Source organism: Caulobacter endophyticus, assembly GCF_029543245.1.
Taxonomy (GTDB): domain Bacteria; phylum Pseudomonadota; class Alphaproteobacteria; order Caulobacterales; family Caulobacteraceae; genus Caulobacter; species Caulobacter endophyticus_A.
Genome location: NZ_JARQWV010000037.1, coordinates 18,712 through 36,766 on the forward strand (window position 1 = coordinate 18,712; position 18,055 = coordinate 36,766).

Genomic DNA, 18,055 nt, shown 5'->3' on the forward strand with positions numbered 1-18,055 from the left:
GGGATGCGACCCACAAAGGCCCCTAAAGGTCGAACCTCACGCCCTGGGCCAGGGGCAGGGCGCCGGAATAGTTCACCGTCGCGGTCTGTCGGCGCATGTACTGCTTCCAGGCGTCCGAGCCGCTCTCGCGTCCGCCGCCGGTCTCCTTCTCGCCGCCGAAGGCCCCGCCGATCTCGGCCCCCGATGGCCCGATATTGACGTTGGCGATGCCGCAGTCGCTGCCCCAGGGGCCCATGAACGCCTCGGCCTCGCGTACGTCGTTGGTCATCACGCAGGACGACAGGCCCTGGGGGACGTCGTTCTGCATCGCCACCGCGTCGTCGAACTCGGCGTAGGGCGCGACGTAGAGCAGCGGCGCGAAGGTCTCGCGGGCCATGCCGGCGGTCGGCGCGGGCAGGCGGGCCAGGGCGGGGCGGACGTAGAAGGCCTCGGGCGCGTCGGCTTCGTTCAACCGCTCGCCGCCGGTGACCATGGCGCCATCGGCCCGGGCCTGGTCGAGGGCGTGGACGAAAGCCTCGTAGGCCGCCTTGTCGACCAGCGGCCCCAGCAGCACGCCGTCCTGGCGCGGGTCGCCGGCCGGCAGGCGGGCGAAGGCGGCCTCGACCGCGTCGGCGACCTTGTCGAACAGGCTCTCGTGCACAATCAGCCGGCGCAAGGACGTGCAGCGCTGGCCGGCCGTGCCCGCGGCCGAGAACACGATGGCGCGCAGGGCCAGCGACAGGTCGGCGCTGGGGGTGACGATCATGGCGTTGTTGCCGCCCAACTCCAGGATCGAGCGGCCGAAGCGTTCGGCCACGACCGGCGCCAGGGCCTTGCCCATCCGGGTCGAGCCGGTGGCGCTGACCAACGGGATGCGCGGATCGCGCGCCAGGCGCTCGCCGGCGTCGCGGCCGCCCAGCACCACCGAGGACAGGCCGGCCGGAGCCTCGTCGCCGAACCGGGCGAGTGCGCGGTCCAGCAGGGCTTGCGTGGCCAGGGCCGTCAGCGGGGTCTTTTCCGACGGCTTCCAGATCACCGGATCGCCGCAGACCAGGGCCAGGCACGCGTTCCACGCCCACACCGCGACCGGGAAGTTGAAGGCGTTGATGACGGCGACCGGCCCCAGCGGGTGCCAGGTCTCGCGCATGGCGTGGCCGGGGCGTTCCGAGGCGATGGTCAGCCCATGCAGTTGCCGCGACAGGCCCACGGCGAAGTCGCAGATGTCGATCATCTCCTGCACCTCGCCGGCGCCCTCGGAGACGATCTTGCCGGCCTCCAGCGTCACCAGGGCGGAAAGATCGGCCTTGGCCGCGCGCAACTCCTCGCCGAAAAGGCGGACCAGCTCGCCCCTGCGGGGGGGCGGAACGCAGCGCCAGGCGCGGAAGGCGCGGGCGGCGCTCGCGACCTTGGCCTCTATGGCCTTGGCGTCGTCGAAGGCGACATGGGCCAGCACCGATCCGTCGATCGGCGTGCGCACGGCGGTTCCGCCGTCGGCGGAAAGGCCGGCGACGCCCAGGCGGGCCAGGATCTCGCGGGCGTGGTCGGCGGGAGAGGGCAGGGGCTTGGACATGCCGCCATGGACGCGCCGCGGGCGGCCGGGGTCAAGAGCCGCCGCGGCGCCCGCTCGGGTTGACGCCGCGACAGGGCGCCTTCAAATGACTCGCCCGCGGAGGGGTGGGGAGGCATCGACTCGCGAGATGGACGACCAGGGCGCCTTGCATCAGGGATTGCTGCCACGGATCGAGGCCCTGCGGGCGCGCGTCGACCGCCGCCTGGCCGAACTGTCCCCCGCGCCCGGAACCGCGCCCGACCGCCTGGTCGAGGCCGTCCGCTATTCGCTGCTGGCGCCGGGCAAGCGCTTCCGTCCCATGCTGACCCTCCTGGCCGCCGAGGCCTTTGGCGCCAGCGAGGGCGCGGCCCTGGACGCGGCCTGCGCCTTCGAGATGATCCACGCCGCCTCGCTGATCCTCGATGATTTGCCGGCCATGGACGATGCGGGGCTGCGCCGGGGCCTGCCGACCATTCACCGCGCCTTCGACGAGGCCACCGCCATCCTCGCGGGCGTCGGCCTGCTGAACCAGGCCTATGCCGTGATCGCCGCCGACATGGGGTTGTCCGGCGACCTGCGCGCCGAGATCAGCGGCCGCGCCGCCCAGGCCGTGGGCTTCATGGGCCTTGTCGCCGGCCAGGCCCGAGACCTGCTCGACCGCGACCAGTTGCGCGACATGTCCGAGATCGATCGCCTGAACCACGAGAAGACCGGCGTGCTGATCATCGCCGCCGCCCAGGTCGGGGCGCTGATCGGCGGCGCCGACGCGGCGGCCGTCGAGCAGGTGGGCGAGTTCGCCCGCCGCGTGGGCCTGGCCTTCCAGATCCGCGACGACATCCTCGACGCCGAGGGCTCGGTCGAGGCGACCGGCAAGGACGTCGGCCAGGACGCCGCCATGACCACGGCCGTCTCGCGCCTGGGCGTCTCGGGCGCCCGCGCGGCCATGGAAGAGCATCTGGCCGCGGCCGAGAACGCCCTGGCCGCGGCGGGCGGCGGCGGCCTGCTGGGCGCCTATGCCGGACGGCTGTTCGCCGCGCGCAAGGCGGCGGCGTGAATCCAGCGCCTATTCTGACGGCTGAAGGCGTGGTGCGATCCTATGGCGACCGCCGCGTGCTCAAGGGCGTCGACCTGTCGCTGCGTCCTGGCGAGATCTACGCCCTTCTGGGCCACAACGGCGCGGGCAAGACGACCCTGGTGCGGGCCATCTGCGGCCGGCTGCGGCCCGACGCCGGGACGGTGCTGCTGAACGGTCAGGATCCGGCCCGCACGCCCGCCGCCCGGGCGGGGCTCGGCCTCGTGCCGCAGGAGATCGCCCTCTACGCCAACCTGTCGGTGCGCGAGAACATCGAGACCTTCGCGACCCTGGCTGGCGTGCCGCGCGCCAAGGCTCCGGCCGCCGTGCGCCGGGCCATGGAGCTGACCCGCACGCTCGACCGCGCCGATGCGCCTGTCCGCACCCTGTCGGGCGGTTTCCAGCGCCGCGCCAACATCGCCGCCGCCATTGTCCACGAGCCGACCCTGCTGATCCTCGACGAGCCGACGGTGGGGGTCGACATCGACGCTCGCGAGGCGGTCGACGCGGTGATCCGCGACCTGCGCGATCTTGGCGTGGCGGTGCTGATCGTCACCCACGACCTTGATCAGGCCGGCGCCCTGGCCGATCGCGTCGGCTTCCTGCGCGACGGCGCCATGGTTCTGGAAGGCGAACCGCGCGCCCTGGTGGCCGAAGCGTTCGGCGACCAGATGGAGATCCTGGTCCACCTCGCCGACGGTCTCGACACCGCCGGGGAGATCCGCCTGGCCGCCGAGGGGCTGGAACCCACCCGTCGTCCGGGCGTCTGGACCCGGCTCGACAGCGGCGGCTACGGCGCGGCGGGCCAACTGGACGCGCGCCTGCGCCAGCTGGGCCTGGCCCCGCGCGAGATCCGGGTGCGCCAGCCGTCGCTGGCCAACCTCTTTACCCTCGTGGCCGAGCGGAAGGCCGCATGAGGGCGCAGGCCGCCATGTCGCTGGCGATGATGCGGGTCATGGCGCTGGAGCTGTGGCGCGACCGCGCGGCCCTGGTCATGACCTTCCTGCTGCCGCCGCTGGTGTTCTTGATCTTCTCATCGGTGTTCGCGGGAACCTCGGGCGACAACCTTCAACCCAAGCTGGCCGTCGCCGATCTCGCCCGCACCGACGCCTCGCGCCGGGTCGCCGCCGCGCTGCTGAAGAGCCCAGACCTGCGGGCCGAAACCGCGCCTGACGCGGCGACCGTGCGGGCTCGGGTCAAGTCCGGCGAGGTCGACGTCGGCCTCGTGATCCGCGCCGATCCCGCCCAGCCTGGCAAGCCGTTCCTGATTGTCGCCGACCCTTCGCGCGCCGTCGCAGCGCCGCTGGCCCAGGCCCGCACGCAGCAGGCCCTGGCCGCCGCCGCGCCCGATGCGGCCTTGCGTCGGTCCATCGACGCCGTCGCGCCGGCCCTGGGCGAGCTGACGCCCGTGCAGTCGGGGCGCATCGACGCCGCCGCTGCGCAGCTGCGCGAAAAGCCCCAGCCCGTGAAGGACGACCTGTTCGACCGCGAGGAGATCGCCGGCGCGCGCAAGGGCGGGGCGGTGATCGCCTATTACGCCGGCGCGGTGATGATCCTGTTTGCTCTGTTCTCGGCCATGCAGGGGGCGCTGTCGCTGATGGAGGAGCGCCGCGCCGGCGTCGCCGACCGCCTGCTGGCGGGCGTGGCCGGCATGGGGCCGGTGGTCACCGGCAAGTTCCTGTTCCTGACCGCCCAGGCCTTCGTCCAGGCGGTGATGATCTTCGTGGTGGCCCAAGGCGTCTACGGCGTCGAGGCCGTCCAGCACTTCGCCCTGTGGCTGCCCACGACCCTGGCGGCCGGGGTCTGTTCGGCGGGGCTGGCGCTGGGGCTCGTCTCACTGTGCCGCACGCGCGACCAGGCCCAGATGCTGTCGACCTTCGTGATCCTGGTGCTGGCGGCGGTCGGCGGCAGCATGGCGCCGCGCTTCCTGATGCCCGCCTGGCTGCAGAGCCTGGGATGGTTCACGCCGCACGCCTGGGTGATCGACGCCTATCAGGCCGTGCTCTGGCGCGACGCTGGGGTTGCAGCCGTGTATAAGGCCTGGATCGTGCTGGCCGCCGTCGGCGCGGCAGGCCTGCTCGTGGCCCAGGCCCTGTCGCGCGATCCGCAGCGCTAGGACTTTGCGCTAGAACAAGGACGGGAGCCGAAAGCCTGTTGCAGTCAGGTCGCCGGCTCTGGAGTTAGAGAAGCGATGGTCACCTTCGGTCTCAAGGTCGCGCTGTTCCTGGCGGCCTTCGCCTTCATGGAAGGCTTCGCCTGGTTCACCCACAAGTACGTCATGCACGGCTTCGGGTGGGTCTGGCATCGCTCGCACCACGAGCCGCGCCACGGCGCCTTCGAGCTGAACGACCTGTTCGCCGTCGTCTTCGCCGCCCCGGCCATCGTGGCCATCTATTTCGGGACCAGCGGCTATCCCTGGCTGCTGCCGATCGGTCTGGGGATCACCGCCTACGGCGCGGTCTATTTCATCTTCCATGACGGCATGGTGCACCAGCGCTTCAAGGTTCCGCTGGGCAAGTCGGCCTACTGGAAACGCCTGATCCAGGCCCACCGCATCCACCACGCCGTGCACACCAAGGAGGGGGCTGTGTCGTTCGGCTTCCTGCTGGCCCGGCCGGTTCGCGAGCTGAAGGCCAAGCTGAAGGCGCGGGGCGTCCAGGCCTGATGCCGCCGCTGCTTGTCGAGGTTCTGTGGAAGGGGCTGCTGGGCGGCCTCGTCACCGCCCTGATCGTGCTGGCCTCGAAGAAGGGCAACGTGTTGCCCGGCATCCTGCCGCTGGCGCCGACCTTCGCGATCATCGCCCTGCTGGCCGTCGGCTCCAAGGGCGAGGCGGGCGCCTTTCGCACCGCGTGCCTGGCCGGCGCCAAGACCATTCCGGCCTATCTCGTCTTCCTGGGTGTCTCGTGGCTGCTGGTCGACCGCGTCGACTATCGCCTGGCCATTCTCGGCGGGCTGGTTGCCTGGCTGGCCGCGGCGCTGGCGATCTTCCTGGCGCCGAAGTTCTTGTGAGCCAAAGCCCTCCCCCCGAAGGGGGAGGTGGCCCGGAGGGCCGGAGGGGGAAGGGGCTGCTGGCGTCAGTTCGATCCGAACCTCGGCAATCACATCCCCCTCCGTCGCCTCCGGCGACACCTCCCCCTTCAGGGGGAGGGTTTAGATCACTCAGCGCCACCGGCCTTGCGGTAATCCAGCGGCGGCTTCCGGTCGCCGACCATGGCCTTGTACTGGAAGCCGTCGCCGCGGCGGGCGTTCAGCTCGGTCTTGGCGTCGGCGATCAGCTTGGGGTTCATGAACAGCTCGGCGCCGGTGATCGACAGGGTCTTGGCTGCCACGGCCGCGCCCTTGAGGCCGATCGACGAACCCGCCGCCGCCACGTTCTGCCAGCTGTGGCCGGCCGAGCCCGGGACGAAGGTCGCCGTCGACAGGCCCACGGTCGGCGTCACCCACGAGATGTCCGACACGTCGGTCGAGCCGCCGACGCCGCCCTTGGTGTCGGCCGGGGCGTAGGACTGGACCTTGCCCACCGAGGCCAGGTCGCCGCCGCCGTTGTTGAGGCTCTTGGCCAGGGTCTTGGCGAACTCGGTCTCTTCCGGCGTCCAGGTGATGCCGCCGACGTTGGTCAGGCTGTCATGCATCACCTTGCCCAGCACGTCGTTGGGCAGGAGGTTGTAGACGCCGCCGGTCTGCTCGAACTCGACGGTGGTCTCGGTGGCCATGGCCGCGCCGTCGGCCGCCTTCTTGATGCGGTCCATGACACTGACCACGATCTTCGGGTCAGAGTTGCGGACGTAGTAATAGACCTCGGCGAAGTCGGGCACGACGTTCGGAGCCTTGCCGCCGTTGGTGATCACATAGTGGATGCGGGTGCCGTCGGGGATGTGCTCGCGCATGAAGTTGGCGGCGGTGTCCAGCACCTCGACGCCGTCCAGCGCCGAGCGGCCGGCCCACGGCGCGCCCGAGGCGTGCGACGACTTCCCGCGGAAGCGGAACTTGCCGCTGATATTGGCCATCGAGGTGCCCTGGCGGGCCGAGTTCTCGTTGCCCGGGTGCCAGTGCAGGGTCACGTCGACGTCGTTGAACAGGCCTTCGCGGACCATGTAGACCTTGCCCGAACCGCCTTCTTCGGCCGGGGTGCCGTAGACGCGGATCTCGCCCTGCACCTTGTTCTGGATCATCCATTCCTTGATGGCGACCGCGCCGGCCACCGAGGCCGCGCCGAACAGGTTGTGACCGCAGCCGTGGCCGTTGTCGGTCTCGGGGCGCGGGGTCTTGGTCGGGGCGGCGGCCTGCGACAGTCCCGGCAGGGCGTCGAACTCGGCCAGGATGGCGATCACCGGGCCCTTGCCCTGCTTGAAGCTGGCGACGAAGGCGGTCGGCTCGTCGGCGACGCCGGCCTTCACGTCGAAGCCGGCGGTCTTCAGCTGCTCCTGCAGCACGTTCGAGCTCTTGGTCTCCAGGTAGCCCAGCTCGGCGTAGTCCCAGATCTTCAGGGCGGCTTCGTTCATCTGCGGGGTGAAGGCGTCGACATTGGCCTTCAGCTGGGTCTTCTGCGCGGCGTTCAGCGGCGCGGCGATGGCGCTGCTGGCCATCAGCATGGAAACGCCAACCAGCCCGGCGGCGGCGGTCTTGAGGATCGAAGTCACGAAAAGCCTCCCTGCGAACGGCGCGAACGGCGCCGCTGTCTTAAGTCATGACGCAAGGCGCAGGCGGTTCCTCAACCGGGAACCGCAATTCCCTCTCTCTTTGAGAGAGGGAGGGGCCCGCCGCGAAGCGGTGGGAGGGTGAGAGGTTGCAAATTTTCCGAAGGGGGCGGTCCAGGATTGTCCGGTGAGAGTGAACCCTCTGACCCTCCCACGCCTTCGGCGCGGGCCCCTCCCTCTCTCCATGAGAGCGGGGATCACACCCTACGGCGAAACCAGGACGATCTCGCCGGCCTCGCCCGTCTTCACCCTGGCCGCGCCATAGGCGCTGAGCGCGTCGACGAAGCCGGAGACGTCGCCGGTCCGGAAGCGGCCGCTCATCGGGGTGGCGGCCACGCGCGGCGAGTCGATGCGGATCTTGCGCACCGAATAGCGGTTCAGCTCGCCGACGACTTCCGCCAGCGGCTGGTTGTCGAAGGTGATGCTGCCGTCGCGCCAGCTGGTCAGGGCGGCCACGTCGGCGGCGGCCACGGCCCAGGTCGAGCCGGCCTGTTGCTCCAGGCGCGAGCCGGGCAGAAGGTCGACGCTGTTGTGAGCGACCGGGTCGGCGACGCGGATCTTGCCTTCCAGCAGGCTGACCGACCACTTGCCCGGATCGATGCGCACGTTGAAGGCCGTGCCCAATGCCGTGACCGTGCGGCCGTCGGCGGTGACTACGAACGGGCGCTGCGGGTTCTTGGCGACCTGGAAGAAGGCCTCGCCGCGATCCAGCGTCAGGGCGCGGCGGGGTCCCCATTCGGTGACCCGCAGCACCGAGTCGGTCGACAGGGTGGCGACCGAGCCGTCGGCCAGGGTGATGATCTTCTGCTCGCCCACGCCGGTGCGGTAGACGACCTGGGCCGTCTGGGCGGGGGCGACGGCCGGCGCGTGGTCGGAAGGCGCGGTGGCCAGCCACAGGGCCGTGCCGAAGCCGCCGGCCGTGACCAGAGCGGCGACGGCCGCGGCCCAGCGCATCTGCGGGCGGGCGTGGCGGCGCTTCTGGTCGGCGGCCAGGTCGGCCTTCAGGCGGGCGCGGGCGGCGAGAATTTCGGGTTCGTCCGACAGGGCGCTGAGGCGAGCCCAGGCGTCCGAAGCCGAGGCGTAGGCGTCCTTGTTGGCCGGATCGGCCTTCAGCCAGGAATCGAAGTCACGGCGCAGACCCAGGTCGTTCGGCCGATTCTGCAGGCGCGCGACCCATTCCGCGGCGTCCGGTTCACCGGAAGAAGCCAGGTTTGGGACGGTGTGGCGCATCGTGTTCCTGCAGGCGGCTCGTCAGGTGCTTGAGAGCCTTGGCGACGTGTTTTTCGACCGCGCTGACGGAGAGTCCCAGTTGAGCGGCCGCCGCCTTGTAACTCATGCCTTCAAATCGGACGAGCATGAATGCAGCGCGCGTCCTTAAGGGAAGGTCACCGAGAGCGGCCGCGGCGACGGCGGCCTGCTCCTTGGCTTGCAGGATACGGTCTGGCGACAGTTCGTCGAGGGGGTGATGGATCTCTTCGAGTTCGCAGTGCGCCTGGCGCTTGCGGACCGTGTCGCGGCGACGCCGGTCGAGCAGGACGTTGGTCGCCGTCTGGAAGATGAAGCTGCCGAGGTTCGACACCTCGCCGCCGTCACGGCGGTTGTGCAGTCGAAGAAGCACTTCCTGCACGAGGTCGTCGACCTCGCCGCCTTCCACTCTTCGGCGGAAGAAAGCCTTCAGGGCCTGCTGGTAGGGCAGGGAAGCATGGGCCAGGCCCTCGCTTCCGCGCGCTTCAGCGGCAAGATTCGCCAGCGCCATTCGTCGTCCCCGACACAACGAGTCTTTTTTGTTGCGATCATTCGTCAGCAGCGTGACGGCGCGGTCAACCCACACTCTCGCACTTGCCGTCGGGGCGCCCCGCCTGCCAGATTATCAGGCAGAGTCCCCCGTGCGGTCCCCCTGGCCCGGGCGAGGGGGCCGGATCGCCGGTCAACGGCGACGAGGGGACTGGCCTTGGCGAACGCAGCAGTGAAGGAAGGGGCGCTGCCGCGTACTGGAGCCCCGGGGGTATTGCACACACGTCATCGCCGCTGCGCGCTCGCCGGTTGGCTGGCGCTCGCCGCGTTCGCGACCCCCGTGGTCGCGGCGGCCGCGCCGCGCCGCGTCGACATCGCCGCCGGCACGCCGATGGCCAGGGCCCTGACCGCCTTCTCGGCCCAGACCGACACCGAAATCCTGTTCAATCCAGCGCTGGTCGTCGGGCTGCGGGCGCCGCGGGTGCGTGGCCGGATGGAGGCCGACGAGGCGCTGGATCGCCTGCTGGTTGGTTCGGGCCTGGTCGCCCGGCGTCATGGCGGGCGGCTGCTGATCGAGCGCGGCTTGGCCGGGCGAGCCGCGCCGGCTCCGTCGCCCGCGCCGATGGCCTCGGCCGAGATCGACGCGGTGATGGTGACGGCCCTGCGCCGGACCACGGCCGAACAGAACACGCCGCTGTCGATCCGGGTGGTCGGCGGCGAGGCCCTGAAGGCCGCCGGCGCGGTGACCTTCGAGCGCGCCGCCCAGCGCCTGCCGGGCCTGACCCTGACCAGCACGGGCGTTGGCCGCATGCGCATGACCCTGCGCGGCGTCTACGGCTCGGGCGAGGCGACCACGGCGCTTTACTACAACGACATTCCGGTTTCCGGCCCCAGCGGCACCACGGCCGATCCCGGGGGCTCGTTCCCCGACCTGCTGCTGGTCGACATCGACCGGCTTGAGGTGCTGCGCGGGCCCCAGGGCACGCTCTACGGCTCCAGCGCCATGGGCGGGGCGGTCAAGGTGGGCTTCAACCGCGCCGACCCGTCGCGCGACCAGTTGGGCCTCGAGATCGAGGGCGGCGTGGTCGGGGGCGAGGCGGGCGGCGCCGTGACCGCGGTGGCCAACAAGGCCTTCGCCGACGATCGTGCGGCGTTGCGCCTGACCGCCTATCGCCGCGACGAGGCCGCCTTTTCCGACAACGCCCGCCTGGGCCTGAAGGGCGTCAACGCCGGCCGCACGACCGGCGGACGGCTGGCCGGGGTCTGGCGGCCCAGCGAGGCGCTGCGCTTCGACCTGCTGCTGGCCGGCCAGGACTCGCGGCTGAACGACACCGGCGCCGGCGCCCCGGGCGAGCCTTCGCATGTCTCGCGCAACTTCGTCCGCACGCCGTTCGACAGCCATGTCTGGCTCGGCGCGCTGTCGATGGAGGCGCGCCTGCCGGGAACCCGCTTCTCGGCCTCTCTGGCCCGCTACGAGTGGGATAACACCCGCCAGATCGACTACACCGGCACCCTTCAGGCCGAGCGCGGCAGCGCCGCCGGCTGCGCCCGCTGGCTGGCCCTCGGGGCGGGCCTGGCCTGCGACACCGGCCAGATGGCCGGCTACGCCTCCTATGTCGACAGCCGCACGCCGGGCCTGCTGTACCAGCCCATCGACCTGACCGCAGACGTGCGCGAGGCGCGCCTGTCCTCCGACCGCGACGGCCCGCTGCAATGGACGGTGGGGGTGTTCTCCGAGACCCGTCGCGACACTATCGACAGCCAGGTGCGTGTCGCCGACCCCCGCACCGGCCTGCCGGTGGACGCGGCGGGCTTCACCGGCCGGCGGATCGTCGACACCCGCCTCGATCAGGTGGCCGTCTATGGCGAGGCGACCCTGGCCGTGGACGACCGCTCCGACGTCACCATCGGCGCCCGCCGCTTCTCCTACGACAAGCGGACCATCGGCGAGGTGCTGGTGGTCAATGTCATCTCCGACACCTCGGGCGGGAATTTCCGCAACCGCGTCGAGGAGGACGGCTGGAGCGTCAAGGGCCTGGCCTCGCGTCGCTTTGCCCCGGGCGTGATGGGCTACATCCAGGTGTCGCAGGGTTTTCGGCCCGGCGGCATCAACACCGCGCCGGGCCTGCCGGCGGAACTGCAGGCCTACGGTTCCGATACCCTCTGGAACCGCGAGCTGGGGCTGAAGTCGCGCTGGCTGTCGGGACGGCTGTCGGCCAACCTGGCGCTCTACAGCATCGACTGGCGCGACATGCAGTACTCGGCCACCAGCGACAACGGCGCCTTCGCCTTCGTCACCAACCTGGGCCGGGCGCGCATCGACGGGGTGGAGTTCGACGCCACCTGGAGCCGGGCCGGCTCGAAGCTCGGCTTCAACTTCGCCGCCACCGAGGCGGTGCTGACCAAGGACCAGACCTCTGGCGCCCTGGCAGGCCTGGGCCGCGAGGGCGACCATCTGCCGGCCGTGCCGCGCACGGCCTTCACCCTGTGGGGCGAGACCCGGCGCGAGCTGGCGGGCGGGGCGACCCTGATCCTCGGCGGCTCGGCCGCCTATGTGGGCGAGTCCCGCTCGACCTTCGAGTCGGTCAATCCCGGCGCGGGCCGCGACCTCGGCGGCGTCACCCTGATCGACGGCCGGGCGGCCATCGAGATCGGTCGCCGCTCGGTGGGGCTGTTCGTCGAGAACCTGCTGGATTCCGACGCCCCGCTGTTCATCACCGCCGGTCGCCTGCCGCAGTCGTTCTCGCCCCAGCCGCGCCGCATCGGCATGAATATCCGCTTCGCCTACTAGGGGAGGTTTTCGCCTCTTGGGCGAGCCGTGTTAACCTTCCGCCACGCGCCCGTCAGAGGCGTCTGATCGTAAGGGAGGTTAGAGCCATGGCCCACGCCATGCGTGTTTCCGCGCGTCCCGTGTTCTTCCGCAAGTGCGACGTCGACAAGCCCGAAGGCTCCGAGCTGCGCCATGCCGGGCCCTGCATCCAGTGGGACCGGGTCGGCATCGTCGCCCTGGTCCTGCTGTTCGGCGCGGGCCTTGCGACCTGGGCGTACGCAGCCTTCTAGAAACCTTCCGCGACCGGCGTTTTCCGAGGTGACGGCCCCACCATCGCCGCGCATGCTCGCGTCTCGAGTGCGGGCTCGGGGGAGCGCATGAGCGACGAAAGCGGAAACCTCTGGAACGAGGACCTGGCGCCGACGACGGCGGCCCAGCGCACCTGGCGCGCCCGCCACTTCGCGGCCCTGTGGCTGGGCATGGTCATCGCCGTGCCCGCCTACATGCTGGCCGCCGGCCTGGTGGAGCAGGGGATGTCGGCGGGGCAGGCGGTCTGGGCCGTGCTGCTGGGCAATGTGATCGTGCTCGCGCCCATGCTGCTGATCGGACATGCCGGCGCCCGCCATGGCGTGCCCTATGCGGTGCTGGCCCGCGCCTCGTTCGGCTGGCGTGGCGCGCGGCTGCCGGCGCTGGCCCGCGCCATCGTCGCCTGCGGTTGGTACGGCATCCAGACCTGGATCGGCGGCGGCGCGCTGCTGACCCTGCTGGGCGTCATGGTCGGCGCGAAGCTGGACGGTCCGCCGATCCCGCTGCTGGGCATCGGGGTGGGCCAGCTGCTGGCCTTCCTGGCCTTCTGGCTGATCCAGCTGGCCTTCGTCACCAAGGGCCTTGAGACCGTCCGCAAGCTCGAGACTTGGACCGCGCCGGTGAAGGTGGTGGTGTGCCTGGCTCTGGTCTGGTGGGCGCTGTCCAAGGCCGGCGGCCTTGGCCCCATCCTGCACGAGCCCTCGGCCTACGATCCCGGCGGCGCCAAGGCCGGCCGCTTCTGGAGCGACTTCGGGCCGGCGGTCACCGCCATGACCGGCTACTGGGCGACGCTGGCGCTGAACATCCCCGATTTCACCCGCTTCGCCCGCACCCAGAAGGACCAGATCCTGGGCCAGGCCCTGGGCCTGCCCGGACCCATGGTCCTATTGGCGGCGATGAGCGTGGTCGTCACCTCGGCCACGGTGCTGATCTTCGGCAAGGCGATCTGGGACCCGGTGGCCCTGTCTGGCGACATCGGCGGGATCGCCGTGCTGGTGGGCCTCGTCATCATCAGCCTCGACACCGTCTCGTGCAACATCGCCGCCAACCTGGTGGGACCCGCCTACGACTTCGCCGCCCTCTGGCCCAAGCGGATCACCTACCGCATCGGCGGCTGGATCACGGCCGGGATCGGGGTGCTGATCATGCCCTGGAAGCTGCTGGAGAGCACCGCCGGCTACATCTTCGTCTGGCTCACCGGCTATGGCGCCTTGCTGGGGCCGATCGCCGGCATACTGATCGTCGACTACTGGATCCTGCGCCGCACCATCCTGGACGTGCCGGCCCTCTACGACCGCGCCGGCGCCTACACCTACCGGAGCGGCTGGAACCCGGCCGCGCTGATCGCCTTCGCCGTCGGGGTCGCGCCCAACCTGCCGGGCTTCCTGCACGCCGCCGCGCCTCACGCCTTCGCCGGGGTCGGCCAGCCTTGGACCACCATTTACCAATACGCCTGGTTCGTCGGCGCCGTCCTGGCCGGGACGCTGTACGGCCTGCCGATGCGCGGCAAAACACCCGGGTAATATTGACTCCATAATTCGTCCGGGTAAAAAGTCCGCCAGCAAGGAGGCGGTCATGAACCCGCGCAAGGCGCTGCTGCGCGCCTACAAGGAAGAGAAGCGAACGCCCGGTATCTACGCCGTGCGCTGCGAGCGCACCGGCCAGGCCTTCGTCGGCGCCACCGAGAACGTGGCGACGCGCCAGAACGGCGTGTGGTTCAGCCTGAGGCTCGGCTCTCACCCCAACGCCCGGCTGCAAGGCGCCTGGAACGCCCATGGCGAGGCCAGCTTCGCCTTCGAGGTGCTGGAGACGATCGACGACGACGGCCTGGAGCCGAGGGGCAGGGCGCTTCGCCTCGCCGACCGTCGCAAGCACTGGTGCGAAGTCCTGAACGCGGTAGACCTCGTCCGATGACCTACGCCCTGTTCGAATCCGGCAAGCGTCTCGCCGCTGGCGACAAACTGGCTGTCGCCCTGGCCGCCCAGGCGGTGGTGAGCGAGCGTCCAAGCGCCCCGATCCTGATCTTCGATCCCGAAGGCCGGCAGGTGGACTTCGACCTGCGTGGAAGCCCCGAAGACCTCGCCGCCCGCCTGGCGCCGGCCGAACCCGAGGCTCCACGCGGTCGCGGCCGTCCCAAGCTGGGCGTCGTCGCCCGCGAGGTCACGCTCCTGCCCCGCCACTGGGACTGGCTGGCCGGCCAGCCCGGCGGCGCGTCGGTAGCCCTGCGCAAGCTGGTCGAGGCCGCCCGCCGCGAGGCCGAGGCCCCCGACCGCCAGCGCCGCGCCCGCGACGCCGCCTACCGCTTCGCCAGCGCCGCCGCCGGCGACGCCCCGGGCTTCGAGAGCGCCATGCGGGCGCTCTATGCGGGCGATCGAGAGGGCTTCGAAGCCGGCCTGGCGCAGTGGCCGGCCGACGTGGCGGCGCATGCGCAAGAGTTGGCTGAGTTCTAGATCCTTCTCCCCTTGTGGGAGAAGGTGGCGGCCGAAGGCCGACGGATGAGGGGTCTCTCAGACTTGAGACGCTCCGCCCAACCTATCCGCTACACGCAGCTTGCCGGGCCATCGACCCCTCACCCGACCTCCCTTCGGGAGGCCACCCTCTCCCGCAGGGGGAGAGGGATCAGGACGCCGTCTTCGCCCTGACCTCGGCCAGCACCGCTCCATAGGCCGCCTCGAACTTGGCCCGATCCGCCTCCGGCTTGCCGGGATAGACCTCGCGCAGCGCCGCGATCCTGCCCGCGATCGACAGCAGCCAAGCCTCGTCCTGCACCCGCGCCAGCTTGGCCTCGACGTCGCTCTCGCCGGCATAGGTCAGCAGGGCCCGCACCTGGTCAATCGCCTGCTCGCGCGGGTTGGGCGTCGCATCGCCGCGGGCTTTCCAGGCCGTCCAGCGCACCGCCCGCACGATCTGGTCGGCGAAGCGCGGATCGGCCCAGGTGGCTTCGTTGTGACCGAGATTGGTGAAGAAGAGGCGGCCGTTCCCCACCGTCCGCACCCAGCTCACCGGTACGGCGTAGGGCCGCTTCAGCGGCGTGCCCGCGTAGTCCAGGCTCTGGATCACCCGCACGGCGGTCGGGTCGAAGCGCTTGTACTGATAGATCTCCTCCACCAGGTCGACGCTGCGACCCCACGGCGCGGCCAGGGGATGGTTGTCGATGGCCTTGACCCGGACCTTCTGGTCCTCGGTCCAGGGATGGCCGGCGAACTGGCCGCCCACGAAGCGCGTGTAGTCGAGGCCCGGCCCCTCGTAGGCCCAGGCCGTGTCGGCGGCGCTGTGCAGGCCTACGAAGCCCAGCTTGCCGGCCGCGAACCGCTGCTGCACCGCCGCCCAGGCCTGCGGCGAAATCGGCAGGGCGCCGGTGGTGTAGAACACCAGCACGTCCACGCTCTTCAGCCGCTCGGGCGTGATCTCGCGGGCGTCCTGCGTCACCTGCGTCTCGAAGGCGCCGCCGGCCTTGCCGATGGCGATCATCGCCGTTTCCGAAGGCGCGAGGTCCTCGGCGGGCCTCGTCACCGGCCGATGCCGCCAGCCGACCGACTGGTCGAGATAGAGCACGCGGATCGGCGCCTCCGCGGCGCCGGCCGCGCCTGCCGCCAACGAGAAGACGATCGCAACGAGGGCCAGCAGGAGACGCACGGGCTCAGGCCTTGCCGCCGCGCGGCTGAAGCAGGTCCCAGCGGTTGCCGTACAGGTCCTCGAACACCGCCACGCTACCATAGGCCTCGTGACGCGGCTCCTCGAGGAAGTTCACGCCGGCCGCGCTGAGGCGGGCATGGTCGCCGTCGAAGTCGTCGGTGTGCAGGAACAGCCAGACCCGGCCGCCGCCCTGGCCGCCGATCATCGCCACCTGGCGCTCGTCGGCCGCCTTGGCCAGCAGGAAGCGCGAGCCGCCCGGACCAGGCGACACGACCACCCAGCGCTTGCCCGCGCCCAGTTCGCTGTCCTCGACCAGGTCAAAGCCCATCTTGCCGACATAGAAGGCCAGGGCCTCGTCATAGTCGCGCACGAGCAGGGACAGGAGGGCGAGATGCTGGGCCATGGCGACTCACGCTGCGGATCGAAAAGGGGGCGCGTGGGATAATGACTGCGCCCCGGCGGTTGTCATCGCCGTTCCTCGCCAGCGGCGTAGCGGTTCATGTCGGCCAGGGCGGCCTCGAAGGCCGCGCGGATCTGGGTCTGGCTGAACCCCTGATCCCAAAGGCCGGTCATCAGGGTGTTGATCGCCAGGTCCAGCGGGGCGGCTTCGCCGGTATAGGGATTGGCCGCGTGATAGCGCGCGCAGATCGCCGCGAAGTCCTCGGCCGCGTTGATCGCGCCGAAATGGATCTGCTCCCGCTCGTCCAGGTCCATGCCGTCCTCCCGCCAGGTCGGAAGGCTCAGCCTCCGAACAGCTTGAGGATATAGCTCGGCGCGGCGTTGGCGATCGACAGCGATTTGATGGCCAACTGCTGCTTGATCTGCAAGGCCTGCAACCGGGTCGCCTCCTGGGCCATGTCGGCGTCGATCAGGCGGCCGACCGAGGCTTCCAGGGTGTCCTGCAGCTTGTTGATGAAGGTCAGGTGGCTGTCGAGCATATTGGACCCGGTGCCCAGGCGCGACAGGGCGGCGGTGACGTTCTGCATCGCCGTGTCCATCGCCTTGATGTCGGTCGAGGACGGGGCGGTCAGCAGATCGGCGCGCATCCCGGCCAGGGCCGCGCCGCCGGTCGACAGGTCCACGTGGTCGACATCGATGGTGGAGTCGGCCCTGGCGTTGGCCAGGGCGCGGATGTTGCCGGTATTGCCCGCCGAGATCAGGTTCACGCCGTTGAAGCTGGCGTTCTCGACCGCGCGGTCGATCTGCTTGCGCAGCGAGACATAGTCGTCGTTCAGCAGCTTGCGGCTGGCGGTGGTCAGGCTGGGGTCCGACGCGGCCAGCATCTTCTGCTTCATCTGGTCGAGCAGGTCGGTGACCGTGTCGCCGGCGGCCAGGGCCACGTCCACCGTCGACTGGCCCCGCTGAAGGGAAGCGCGCACGGCGTCCAGAGACTTGGCCTCGGAGGCCTGCATCTTGGCGGTGGCCCAGACGGCCGGATTGTCCTTGGGGGAAGAGATCTTCAGGCCGGTGGCGATACGGCGCAGCGTCGTCGCCAGATCACGATTGATCGTGTTCAGCGATTGCAGGGCGATCATCGCCCCGACGTTCGTGTTGATGCTGTTCTGCGGCATCGACCCGTTGTTCCCGGCGCGGCCTTCTGGCCAAGGGCGCGTTTTGCGCCCGAGGCTCAGCTATGCACGCGTTGCGTTAGCGGAACGTTAGGAGACGCGTAAAAAGCGCTCCGATCGGCCGGCGCTCCCCATAACGATCTAGATCCTCCCCCTCTGGGGGAGGTGTCGCCGAAGGCGACGGAGGGGGGACGTTCTCAGCTTCCGAGACGCTGGCCAGGCAGCCCGCTCCTCCCCCGAGAAACGGGGGAGGGGGACCGCCCCCGGGTCGCGCCAAGCGCGCCCGAGGACAGGCTCCGCGGTGGAGGGGGCGAGACTGGGCTACCGAGGTCCAGCATGCCCCACTCTTAAAATCCCCGCGAAAGCGGGGACTTGAGGCTTTTCCTGAACGCGGGGCGTTTACCCCCATCACCGCCTCCCTCGCCCCTGTGGCGAGGGCCCATGCCGGCCGCTGCTCAGACCTGGGCCATCCAGAAAAGGTCTGAGCAGGCTGAACGATGGATCCTGGGCACAAGGCCCAGGAAGGCGTGAGTTGGGTTGGGCTCGGAAAGTGGACCGGACGGGGATAGAGGCAGCTCCATCCACGGCGAGTTCGCCAAAGAACCGAACGAACTCAACCCCTTGCAACTTTCTCATCCGATTCAATCAGACGCGCTGAAACCCGCCCCATAATCAAACCCGTCCCCGCCATGGGGAGGGCTCTTGGTACCGGCCCAAGCGTGGCGAGGACCGCATCGAGCGGGG

The 18,055-nt window shown here is 70.4% G+C and carries 18 protein-coding genes and 1 pseudogene; 11 read left to right on the forward strand and 8 right to left on the reverse strand.

Annotation, left to right across the window (positions count from 1 at the left end; all coding sequences use genetic code 11):
• Positions 1 to 22: 22 nt before the first annotated feature.
• Positions 23 to 1,549 carry an L-piperidine-6-carboxylate dehydrogenase gene (gene amaB, locus P7A99_RS23860; protein WP_277796207.1) on the reverse strand — a complete coding sequence of 509 codons (1,527 nt, stop codon included), beginning with the start codon at positions 1,547 to 1,549 and terminating at the stop codon, positions 23 to 25.
• A gap of 127 nt (positions 1,550 to 1,676) precedes the next feature.
• On the opposite strand from amaB, the gene P7A99_RS23865 reads away from it, so the two are divergent.
• From P7A99_RS23865 to P7A99_RS23885, 5 genes are all read left to right on the forward strand, one after another.
• Positions 1,677 to 2,582 carry a polyprenyl synthetase family protein gene (locus P7A99_RS23865; protein WP_277796208.1) on the forward strand — a complete coding sequence of 302 codons (906 nt, stop codon included), beginning with the start codon at positions 1,677 to 1,679 and terminating at the stop codon, positions 2,580 to 2,582.
• On the forward strand, positions 2,579 to 3,517 hold the full coding sequence (locus tag P7A99_RS23870) for an ABC transporter ATP-binding protein (protein ID WP_277796209.1): 939 nt from the start codon (positions 2,579 to 2,581) through the stop codon (positions 3,515 to 3,517). The genes P7A99_RS23865 and P7A99_RS23870 overlap by 4 nt, the downstream gene beginning before the upstream one ends.
• Positions 3,514 to 4,716 (forward strand): ABC transporter permease, encoded by a 1,203-nt coding sequence (locus P7A99_RS23875; protein WP_277796210.1) that lies wholly within the window; start codon positions 3,514 to 3,516, stop codon positions 4,714 to 4,716. The genes P7A99_RS23870 and P7A99_RS23875 overlap by 4 nt, the downstream gene beginning before the upstream one ends.
• Before the next feature lie 75 nt (positions 4,717 to 4,791).
• Positions 4,792 to 5,265 (forward strand): sterol desaturase family protein, encoded by a 474-nt coding sequence (locus P7A99_RS23880; protein WP_277796211.1) that lies wholly within the window; start codon positions 4,792 to 4,794, stop codon positions 5,263 to 5,265.
• Complete coding sequence (locus P7A99_RS23885; RefSeq protein WP_277796212.1) at positions 5,265 to 5,609, forward strand: GlpM family protein; 345 nt, start codon at positions 5,265 to 5,267, stop codon at positions 5,607 to 5,609. The genes P7A99_RS23880 and P7A99_RS23885 overlap by 1 nt, the downstream gene beginning before the upstream one ends.
• Before the next feature lie 146 nt (positions 5,610 to 5,755).
• Here P7A99_RS23885 and P7A99_RS23890 read toward each other — a convergent pair whose 3' ends face one another.
• The 3 genes from P7A99_RS23890 to P7A99_RS23900 all read right to left on the reverse strand — a co-directional run bounded on the left by P7A99_RS23890 (position 5,756) and on the right by P7A99_RS23900 (position 9,053).
• Entirely contained in the window at positions 5,756 to 7,240 is a 1,485-nt protein-coding gene (locus P7A99_RS23890; RefSeq protein WP_347276708.1) for an amidohydrolase, read from the reverse strand.
• 261 nt (positions 7,241 to 7,501) lie between these two features.
• Positions 7,502 to 8,527: a FecR family protein gene (locus P7A99_RS23895; RefSeq protein ID WP_277796213.1), complete on the reverse strand. Its 1,026-nt coding sequence runs from the start codon at positions 8,525 to 8,527 to the stop codon at positions 7,502 to 7,504.
• The gene (locus tag P7A99_RS23900) at positions 8,490 to 9,053 is read right to left on the reverse strand and encodes an RNA polymerase sigma factor (RefSeq protein WP_277796214.1); all 564 of its coding nucleotides are present in this window, start codon (positions 9,051 to 9,053) and stop codon (positions 8,490 to 8,492) included. Before P7A99_RS23900 ends, P7A99_RS23895 begins: the two co-directional genes overlap by 38 nt.
• A gap of 252 nt (positions 9,054 to 9,305) precedes the next feature.
• Here P7A99_RS23900 and P7A99_RS23905 point away from each other — a divergent pair, with 252 nt between their 5' ends.
• The 5 genes from P7A99_RS23905 (at position 9,306) to P7A99_RS23925 (ending at position 14,557) form a co-directional block, all read left to right on the forward strand.
• Positions 9,306 to 11,822, forward strand: coding sequence for a TonB-dependent receptor domain-containing protein (locus tag P7A99_RS23905; protein WP_277796215.1), 2,517 nt, complete (start codon positions 9,306 to 9,308; stop codon positions 11,820 to 11,822).
• Between the two features lie 86 nt (positions 11,823 to 11,908).
• A complete protein-coding gene (locus tag P7A99_RS23910) occupies positions 11,909 to 12,091 on the forward strand; it encodes a hypothetical protein (protein WP_277796216.1) in 183 nt (60 codons plus the stop codon).
• Between the two features lie 87 nt (positions 12,092 to 12,178).
• Complete coding sequence (locus P7A99_RS23915) at positions 12,179 to 13,630, forward strand: NCS1 family nucleobase:cation symporter-1 (protein ID WP_277796217.1); 1,452 nt, start codon at positions 12,179 to 12,181, stop codon at positions 13,628 to 13,630.
• Positions 13,631 to 13,682: 52 nt separating this feature from the next.
• Positions 13,683 to 14,021, forward strand: coding sequence for a GIY-YIG nuclease family protein (locus tag P7A99_RS23920; protein WP_277796218.1), 339 nt, complete (start codon positions 13,683 to 13,685; stop codon positions 14,019 to 14,021).
• The gene (locus P7A99_RS23925) at positions 14,018 to 14,557 is read left to right on the forward strand and encodes a DUF2239 family protein (RefSeq protein ID WP_277796219.1); all 540 of its coding nucleotides are present in this window, start codon (positions 14,018 to 14,020) and stop codon (positions 14,555 to 14,557) included. Before P7A99_RS23920 ends, P7A99_RS23925 begins: the two co-directional genes overlap by 4 nt.
• Before the next feature lie 169 nt (positions 14,558 to 14,726).
• Here the strand turns inward: P7A99_RS23925 and P7A99_RS23930 are convergent, their stop codons facing one another.
• The 4 genes from P7A99_RS23930 to P7A99_RS23945 form a co-directional block, all read right to left on the reverse strand.
• Positions 14,727 to 15,743, reverse strand: coding sequence for a ThuA domain-containing protein (locus P7A99_RS23930; protein WP_277796220.1), 1,017 nt, complete (start codon positions 15,741 to 15,743; stop codon positions 14,727 to 14,729).
• 4 nt (positions 15,744 to 15,747) lie between these two features.
• On the reverse strand, positions 15,748 to 16,146 hold the full coding sequence (locus tag P7A99_RS23935; protein ID WP_277796221.1) for a VOC family protein: 399 nt from the start codon (positions 16,144 to 16,146) through the stop codon (positions 15,748 to 15,750).
• A gap of 62 nt (positions 16,147 to 16,208) precedes the next feature.
• On the reverse strand, positions 16,209 to 16,457 hold the full coding sequence (locus P7A99_RS23940) for a hypothetical protein (RefSeq protein WP_277796222.1): 249 nt from the start codon (positions 16,455 to 16,457) through the stop codon (positions 16,209 to 16,211).
• Between the two features lie 26 nt (positions 16,458 to 16,483).
• On the reverse strand, positions 16,484 to 17,314 hold the full coding sequence (locus P7A99_RS23945; RefSeq protein WP_277796223.1) for a flagellin: 831 nt from the start codon (positions 17,312 to 17,314) through the stop codon (positions 16,484 to 16,486).
• Positions 17,315 to 17,539: 225 nt separating this feature from the next.
• Between P7A99_RS23945 and P7A99_RS25295 the strand changes: the two are divergent.
• Positions 17,540 to 17,624, forward strand: a pseudogene (locus tag P7A99_RS25295) (hypothetical protein); the annotation flags it as partial.
• Between the last annotated feature and the right edge of the window lie 431 nt (positions 17,625 to 18,055).